Source organism: Hamadaea sp. NPDC051192 (assembly GCF_040682475.1).
Classification (GTDB): domain Bacteria; phylum Actinomycetota; class Actinomycetes; order Mycobacteriales; family Micromonosporaceae; genus Hamadaea; species Hamadaea flava.
On record NZ_JBFBAZ010000232.1, the window covers coordinates 1 to 7,812 of the forward strand.

Annotated in this window: 8 protein-coding genes; 7 read left to right on the forward strand and 1 reads right to left on the reverse strand. The window is 70.8% G+C overall.

What is annotated here, in order from left to right; genetic code table 11:
- Positions 1-220: 220 nt before the first annotated feature.
- From AB0M47_RS41230 to AB0M47_RS41260, 7 genes are all read left to right on the forward strand, one after another.
- A complete protein-coding gene (locus AB0M47_RS41230) occupies positions 221-1,174 on the forward strand; it encodes an ABC transporter ATP-binding protein (protein WP_363424080.1) in 954 nt (317 codons plus the stop codon).
- Positions 1,171-1,905, forward strand: coding sequence for an ABC transporter permease (locus tag AB0M47_RS41235; RefSeq protein ID WP_363424083.1), 735 nt, complete (start codon positions 1,171-1,173; stop codon positions 1,903-1,905). The genes AB0M47_RS41230 and AB0M47_RS41235 overlap by 4 nt, the downstream gene beginning before the upstream one ends.
- Positions 1,906-1,921: 16 nt before the next feature.
- Positions 1,922-2,998 (forward strand): histidine kinase, encoded by a 1,077-nt coding sequence (locus tag AB0M47_RS41240; protein WP_363424086.1) that lies wholly within the window; start codon positions 1,922-1,924, stop codon positions 2,996-2,998.
- Between the two features lie 11 nt (positions 2,999-3,009).
- Positions 3,010-3,615, forward strand: coding sequence for a response regulator transcription factor (locus AB0M47_RS41245; protein WP_363424089.1), 606 nt, complete (start codon positions 3,010-3,012; stop codon positions 3,613-3,615).
- A 181-nt stretch (positions 3,616-3,796) separates the two neighbouring features.
- The gene (locus tag AB0M47_RS41250; protein ID WP_363424092.1) at positions 3,797-4,222 is read left to right on the forward strand and encodes a MarR family transcriptional regulator; all 426 of its coding nucleotides are present in this window, start codon (positions 3,797-3,799) and stop codon (positions 4,220-4,222) included.
- Entirely contained in the window at positions 4,219-5,637 is a 1,419-nt protein-coding gene (locus tag AB0M47_RS41255; protein WP_363424095.1) for an MFS transporter, read from the forward strand. Before AB0M47_RS41250 ends, AB0M47_RS41255 begins: the two co-directional genes overlap by 4 nt.
- On the forward strand, positions 5,637-6,191 hold the full coding sequence (locus AB0M47_RS41260) for a cysteine hydrolase (RefSeq protein WP_363424098.1): 555 nt from the start codon (positions 5,637-5,639) through the stop codon (positions 6,189-6,191). The genes AB0M47_RS41255 and AB0M47_RS41260 overlap by 1 nt, the downstream gene beginning before the upstream one ends.
- A gap of 23 nt (positions 6,192-6,214) precedes the next feature.
- On the opposite strand, the gene AB0M47_RS41265 is transcribed toward AB0M47_RS41260, so the two are convergent.
- Entirely contained in the window at positions 6,215-7,420 is a 1,206-nt protein-coding gene (locus tag AB0M47_RS41265) for a glycosyltransferase (protein ID WP_363424101.1), read from the reverse strand.
- Positions 7,421-7,812: the final 392 nt, after the last annotated feature.

A 7,812-nucleotide genomic window follows, 5' to 3' on the forward strand; every position in this document is an offset into this window, starting at 1 on the left:
CAAAATTCACGACGAACAACCAGCAACGACACCGGACGAGCCATCAACAACACCTCGAATCAACCAAGGTGTTGCGACCACCCCCTGAATCCACCCGCCGTCGAAGCATGCATAACCGTGATCTGCCGCCCAGGCAGAGCCGGGGGCATGACAGATGTCATGGGGAAGAGGTGACAGCGGGCAGAGGGGGCGGCGCGGCGAGCTGCATACCGTGCGGAGCATGACGAACACCGTGACGGCCGAGCCCGTCGTGACCGCTCCGGCGGTCCGGCTGACCGGCCTCGAGAAGCGGTACGGCAGCACGGTCGCGGTCGCCGGGGTGGACCTGGAGATCGCGACGGGGGAGGTGCTGGCGCTGCTGGGCCCGAACGGCGCGGGCAAGTCCACGACCATCGACATGATGCTGGGGCTGATCGCGCCCGACGCCGGGCAGGCCCGGTTGTTCGGCCGCAGCCCCCGGGAGGCGGTGGTGGCCGGGCAGGTCGGGGCCATGCTGCAGACCGGGGCGCTGCGGGACGGGCTGACCGTCGGCGAGACCGTCGCCGAGATCGCCGCGCTGCATCGGCGGCCGGGACGCGTACCGGAGGTGCTGGCCGAGGCCGGGCTGACCGAGTTGGCCGGCCGGCGCTGCGCGAAGTTGTCGGGCGGCGAGAAGCAACGCGTACGCTTCGCGATCGCGCTCATCTCCCGGCCCGAGCTGATCGTGCTCGACGAGCCGACCGCCGGGATGGACGTCGAGGCACGCCGCGAGTTCTGGGCGGCGATGCGGGCGTACAGCGACACCGGTCGCACGGTCGTCTTCGCCACGCACTATCTGGAGGAGGCGCAGTCGTTCGCCGACCGGGTGGTGCTGCTGCGGCAGGGCCGCGTCGTCGCGGACGGGACCGTGGCGCAGATCCGGGCGGCGGCCAGCGGGCGGACCATTCAGGCCGTCGTCCCGGGCGCCGACCTGGACGAACTGCGACGACTGCCTGGCGTCGACCACGCCGAGGTACGCGACGACCGGGTGACCCTGCGTTGCGGCGACTCCGACACGGCCCTGCGTACGCTGCTCGACCGTCACCGGGACGCGTACGACGTGGAGGTGACCGCGGCCGGTCTCGAAGACGCGTTCCTTGCCCTCACTGAGAAGCCGACGACACTCGCTGAGAAGCCGACGGAGGAGACCCGATGAACGTGCGTTACCTGCTCCTGGAAGCGCGCGCGGTGCTGCGCGACATCCGGTTCCTCGTCTTCACCGTCGCGATGCCGGCCGTGCTGTTCCTCGTCTTCGACGGGCTGTTCGGCGGCCAGGCGTTCGACAACGGCACCCGGGCCTCCCCGGCGCTCATGGTCAGCATGGCCGGCTACGGGGCGATGGGCGCGGCGCTGTCGACCGGGCTCACCATCGCCGCCGAGCGCGGCAGCGGCTGGTTGCGGCAGCTGCGCCTGACCCCGCTGAGCGGCTCGGGATACCTGGCCGCCAAGACCACGCTGTCGATGCTGGTCGCGCTGCCGCCGGTGCTGCTGGTCTCGGTGCTCGGCGCGGTGGTCGGCGACGTCGACCTCACCGGCCCGCAATGGCTCGGGGTGACGGTCGGGCTGTGGCTCGCCGTGCTGCCGTTCGGCGTACTCGGGGTGGCGCTCGGTCAGCTGTCCACATCGACGAATGCACAGGCGATGGGCGGCGCGCTGATGAGCGTACTGGGGTTGACGGGCGGCATGTGGATTCCGGCCGAGATCGTGCCCGGGTGGATGCGCCACGTCATGCAGGCCACGCCGAGTTACTGGTTGCGGGAGTTCGGACTGTCCGCGTTCAGCCCGGTCGCTTCGCGTACCACTGGATTGCTGGTCCTCGCGGGCTGGACCGTCGCGGCCGGGGTGGTCGCGATCACCCGGTTCCGGGCCGACGTCGCACGAGCCTGAGCATTAGCGTGGGCGCGTGCGTGGCGACATGGGGTTAGGCGTGGGCCGCAAGTGGGGGATCGCCATCGGGGTGTTCTTCACCGTGATGCTGATCCCGGTCGGCCTCGACACCTGGCACGAGCCGGCCAGCCCGCGCCGGATCATCGCCATGGCCCTGCTCCTCGCCTACGCCGCGGTCTATCTGGTCACGCCGTCGGCGTTGTGGCGGCGCGGCTTGGCGGTCAAGCTCACCGGCGTCACGATCCTGCTCACGCTGGTCGCGGGCTACGTCACGGTCCGTGGCCTGCCCTGGCTGCCGCTCATCGGGTACGCCTTCGCCGTGGCGGCGGTGCTGTTGCCGATCCGATGGGCGGCCGGGGTGGCCGCGGTCGTGCTGTCCGCCGCCGCGGTCGCGACCGTGATCTGGTCGAGTTCGTCGTGGGAGCCGTGGACGACGCTGCTCATCATCGTGGTGGACCTGCTGCTCGTGGGGATGCTGATGACCTCGAACAAGGCGTTGTTCCAGGCGCGCCACGAGCTGGCGGCGCGAGCGGTCTCCGACGAGCGCACCCGGGTCGCCCGCGATCTGCATGACGTCCTCGGGCATACCCTGACGACGCTCACGGTCAAGTCGGCGCTGGCGCAGCGCCTGCTCGGCACCGGTCAGCCGGACCGGGCCGGGCGGGAACTCGCCGACATCGAGCACCTGTCGCGGCAAGCCCTGGTCGAGCTGCGCGCCACCGTCTCCGGCCACCGGCAGGTGTCCCTCGACGCCGAACTCGCCGGTGCTCGGATCGCCTTGGAGGCCGGGCAGATCGGCGTACGCGTCATCGGGGATCCGGCGGTCGTCCCGGCACACCTGCGGGAGCCGTTGGCGTACGTGGTCCGCGAGGGCGTCACCAACGTCCTGCGCCACAGCGGCGCCACGACCTGCGAGATCGTCATCGCCCCCGATTCGGTTCAGGTCACCGACGACGGCCGGGGCGGCGCCGCCGAACCGGGCAACGGGCTGACCGGACTGCGGCAACGGCTGGCCGGCAGCGGCGGTGCGCTGGCCGCCGGACCGGCCGACGGCGGCGGTTTCCGGCTGCGGGCACAATTCGGAGCGGCATGAATCCGCGCGGCATGATCAGGATCTTGCTCGCCGACGATCAGGCGCTCGTCCGGGGCGCGCTGGCCGCGATGCTCGACCTCGAAGCCGACCTGACGGTGGTCGCCCAGGTCAGCCGGGCCGACGAGATCATGGCGGCCGCGCGTACGGCGACGCCCGACGTCGCCCTGATCGACGTGCAGATGCCCGGCGTCGACGGGCTGACCGCGGCGGCCGAACTGCATCGGCTGCTCCCGGCGATCCGCATCGTCATCTGCACGACCTTCGGCCGCCCGGGCTACCTCGCCCGCGCCATGGCCGCCGGAGCGTCGGCGTTCGTCGTCAAGGACGCGCCACCGGCGTACCTGGTCGACACGATCCGCCGAGTCCACGCCGGACTCCGCGTCGTCGACCCCGGCCTGGCCGCCGAGTCGCTGGCCGCCGGCGCCAGTACGCTCACCCCCCGCGAACGCGACGTGCTCAGCGCGGCCGCGACCGGGGCGACGGTCGGCGACATCGCCCGCCAGTTGCACCTGTCCGCCGGCACGGTACGCAATCACCTGTCCGCGGCGATCGGCAAGACCGGGGCGCGTACCTCGGCCGAGGCGGCCCGCATCGCCGACTCCAACGGCTGGCTGTAGCCCGCTGGGATTCCTGCGGATCACGGATACGCCGCCTAAAACCGCTCACGAATGCGTGCAGATCACGGATACGCAGGCTGAAACCGCCCAGGGAGGCCTGCGTAACCGTGATCTGCAGCCAACCGGACAATCCTTCAGTTCAGACTTGTCAGGTTGAACTGAAGAGTTGTACCGTGGGCCTGTGAGCAGCGCAAACCAGGCGGCCAGCGAACTGCGGGCGGTCTTCAGCCGGCTCCGTCGGCGGCTCCGGGAGAGCTATTCGGCCGACGGGATCACTCCGTCGCAGACGGCGGTGCTGATCCGGCTGGCGAAGGACGGCCCGGCCACGCTGACTGAGCTGGCCGCGGCCGAACGCGTACGCCCCCAGTCGATGGCCACGACGCTGTCGGCGATGGACGGGCGAGGGCTGCTGACGCGTACCGCCGACCCCACCGACGGGCGGCGGATCCAGATCGCGTTGAGCGAACCGGGCCAGGAACTGTTCGCCGACCGCCGCCGGGCCAGTGAGGAGTGGCTGGCCCGGGCGTTGCAGGAGCGTTGCACCGAAGAAGAGCGGCAGACCGTGCTGGCCGCGTTGGCGGTTCTCGACCGGTTGGTCGGGGTGTGACCTCGGCGACGAAGGGCTCGTTCGATCGGCGGCTGTTGGCGCCGATGATGCTGGGCGCGATCCTCAACCCGATCAACTCGTCGATCCTCGCCGTGTCGCTGGTGCCCATCGGCATCGCGTTCGGCGCGCCGCCGGCGCAGACCGCCTGGCTGGTCGGCAGCCTCTATCTGGCGACCGCCATCGGGCAGCCGGTGGTGGGCCGGCTCATCGACCTCTACGGGCCACGACGGCTCTTCCTGACCGCCACCGTGCTGGTCGGCGTGGCGGGCGTGATCGGCTTCCTCGCCCCGAACCTGGGCACGCTGATCCTTGCCCGGGTGCTGCTCGGCTTCGGCACCTGCGCGGGTTATCCCGCCGCGATGTATCTGATCGGCAGCGAAGCACGGCGTACGGGGATGCGCAGTCCAGCCGGGGTGCTCACCGCGCTGGCCGTCGCCACGCAGACGATCACCGTCATCGGTCCCGCGCTCGGCGGGCTGCTCATCTCGGTCGGCGGCTGGCGGGCGACCCTGGCGATCAACGTGCCGCTGGCGATCGCCGGGCTGGCCCTCGGCGCCCGGTATCTGCCTCGGACGGCCAAGAGCGAGGGGCGCGTACGCGATCTGGTCGACCTCCCCGGCATCGCGTTGTTCGCCCCGACCCTGGTCGCGCTGCTGGTCTTCCTGCTGGCTCCGCGGTCCGACCGCTGGTATCTGCCGGTGCTCGCGGCCGTCCTCGGCGGGCTGTTCGTCCGGCGGGAACTCCATGCCGCGAACCCGTTCGTCGACGTGCGCGTACTCGCCGGGAACCGGCCGCTCATCTTCACCTACCTCCGGGCGGTGCTGGCCGCGACGGTCAGCTACGGCTTCCTTTACGGCGTCACGCAGTGGCTGCAGGACGGCCGTGGGCTGTCGGCGGCGGCCGCCGGTCTCGTCCAACTGCCGGTGTTCGGGACGGGCCTGATCGTCTCCTCGCTGACCGGCCGCAATCCCCAGATCCGGGGCAAGCTGATCGTCGCCAGCGCCAGCCAACTCGTCGCCGCCACGTTGTTGCTGGTCCTGACCCCGGCGACGCCGGTCGTCGCGCTGCTCGGCGTGATGGTGGTCTTCGGCATCCCGCAGGGCCTCAACAGCCTCGCCCTGCAGAACAGCGTCTACTACCAGGCCGACCCGGCGCGGATGGGCTCGTCGGCGGGCCTGCTGCGGACCGCGATGTATCTGGGCGCGATGCTCGCGTCGGCGGCCACCGGCGCGTTCTTCCCCACCCGGGCGGACACGCCGGGCCTGCGGGAACTCGGCTGGTTCCTGGTGGCGATCGCGGCGGCCTACCTCGTGGTCACCCTCGTCGACCGCTCGCTCACCGCGATCGGCCGGGCTCCAGATGATCAAGACCAAGTGGTACGCGAAATGGCGACCACGGATTCGAGAGGTGGCTGATGACCCGAACCGCATTGCTCGTGATGGACGTCCAAGCCGGCATCGTCGGCCGCATCGCCGACGTCACGTATCTGGATCGGCTGACGCCGGCGGTCGCTGCCGCTCGGGCGGTGGGCGTACCAGTCGTCTATGTGGTCGTCGGTTTTCGTCCGGGCCATCCGGAGATCAGCGCGAACAACAAGTCGTTCGGCGCGTTGGCGTCGGGCGTGTTCACGCCCGACGACCCGACCGCGGCGATCCATGAGGCGGTGGCGCCGCGGCCGGGCGAGGTGATCGTGACGAAGAAGCGCGTGAGCGCGTTCGCGGGCAGCGACCTGGAACTGGTGCTCCGCGCGCAGGGCGTCGGCCACCTGGTGCTGACCGGCATCGCGACCAGCGGTGTCGTGCTGTCCACGTTGCGCCAGGCGGCCGACCTCGACTACCGCCTGACCGTGCTCGAAGACGCCTGCGCGGACGCCGATCCAGAGGTGCACCGGGTCCTCACCACGAAGGTGTTCCCGCGGCAGGCCGAGGTCACCTCCGTGGCGGACTGGGTCGCCGGCCTCTCGTCCTAGCCCTCCCGTCTCAGTTCTTCGTCCTAGCCTTCGAGGATCAGCTTCGCGGCCATCGTCGTGCCGTCGGTCCGGATCGTGCCGCCGACCTCCCTGGCCCGGTCCTGCGTCTCGGGCGTGAGGACGGTCGCGAGCGCGGCCGACAGGGAGTCGAAGGTCGGGGTGGGACCGCCGTGAGCCACGCCGATGCCGAGTTCGGCGACGCGCCCGGCCCACAGCGGCTGGTCCGCGAACTGCGGCACCACCACCTGCGGTACGCCCGCCATCGCGGCGGCCGTCGTCGTACCCGCCCCGCCATGGTGGACGACCGCCGCGACCTGCGGAAACAGGGCCTGGTGGTTGATGTCGCCGACGGCCAGGCAGTCGTCCTGAGCATCGATCGCGGCCAGCTGCGCCCAGCCCTTCGCCAGCAGTACGCGACGGCCCTGGGCGCGTACGGCGTCGACGACGATGCGGGCGAGCCCGGGGGTGGAGTGCATCGCCATGCTGCCGAAGCCGACGTAGACGGGCGGCTCCCCAGCTGCCAGGAACTCCGTGACCTCGGCCGGAAGCGGACGCCGGTCGGGCAGGATCCACGCGCCGGTCTGGATCAGCTCCAGATCGGTCAGCTCCGCCCACGGGCACAGCACCGGATCGGACGCCAGCAACACCGGCTCGCCGAAGACGTAGTCGCGGATGTTCTCCACCGGCGGCAGGCCGATCGCCGCCCGATGACTGTTCTCCGCCTCCCCGTACAGCCGGTACACCGCCTCGGCGTCCTGTCGCCACAGTGCCTTCAGGTCGTTCTCGTCCGCCGTGGACGGCGTACCCGGGCGGCGGCCCGGCTTGTAGTGCTGGGACGGCAGCCCGTACACATGGAAGGCGGCCAGCCAGTAGCGCAGCCCCAGCTTGTCGGCCACGGATCGGGCGCCGGACGGCATCAGTCCGGTCGCCACCATGGCATCGCACCCCTGGGCCGCCTGGCCCAGCGTCTCGAACCGGGCGGCGACCAGATCGGCCGCGAGCCGGAAGGCGTCGTCGGCCGTCGGCGGGCGTTCCCGGGCGACGACCGACTTCACCGTCGGGCCGAGCGGGATCAGCTCGATGCCCTCCCGGGCCAGCAGTTCGACGAACTCCTCGTCCGGGGCGGCGCAGAAGCGCACCTCCGCGCCGAGTTCCTTCAGCCGCACCGCGAGCCCGGCCAGCGGCTCGATGTCCCCGCGCGACCCCCACGTCGTCAATACCACGCGCATTTCGCGAATCCCCCAATTCGGCAGGTAATGGCTTCGGTCGACCATTGTGCGCGACGACCCGGGTCTTGCCGCAAGCCCCCACCTGCGGTATACGTTAAAAGTGGCAGGGAGATGTTTCTCCTTGCCATTCGTGTTTGGGAGCCCTCTTTGGTGGGCTTTCCCCCGGGTGTAGCCGGGGGTCAACCGGCGTGTTCCGGCCTGCGACCGTCCATAAAGTCCAGTGCATGACCAAGCCCACGCTCGTCTTCGTGCACGGCACGAACTCGTCCGCGTACCGGGGGTCGTCTCCATCTTCACCGACCTCGCCACCCCCCACCCTTCTTCGCGTTGATCATGGAGTTAACCGTGGTCTCGACGGGGTGTCGCGGGGGCCCACTCCCGGAGCGACGCGC

Excerpts from the sequence above, each read along its gene's own strand:
- AB0M47_RS41245 (WP_363424089.1), top strand. The coding sequence starts at position 3,010 with ATGATCAGGATCTTGCTCGCCGACGATCAGGCGCTCGTCCGGGGCGCG.
- AB0M47_RS41265 (WP_363424101.1), bottom strand. The coding sequence starts at position 7,420 with ATGCGCGTGGTATTGACGACGTGGGGGTCGCGCGGGGACATCGAGCCG.
- AB0M47_RS41235 (WP_363424083.1), top strand. The coding sequence starts at position 1,171 with ATGAACGTGCGTTACCTGCTCCTGGAAGCGCGCGCGGTGCTGCGCGAC.
- AB0M47_RS41230 (WP_363424080.1), top strand. The coding sequence starts at position 221 with ATGACGAACACCGTGACGGCCGAGCCCGTCGTGACCGCTCCGGCGGTC.
- AB0M47_RS41260 (WP_363424098.1), top strand. The coding sequence starts at position 5,637 with ATGACCCGAACCGCATTGCTCGTGATGGACGTCCAAGCCGGCATCGTC.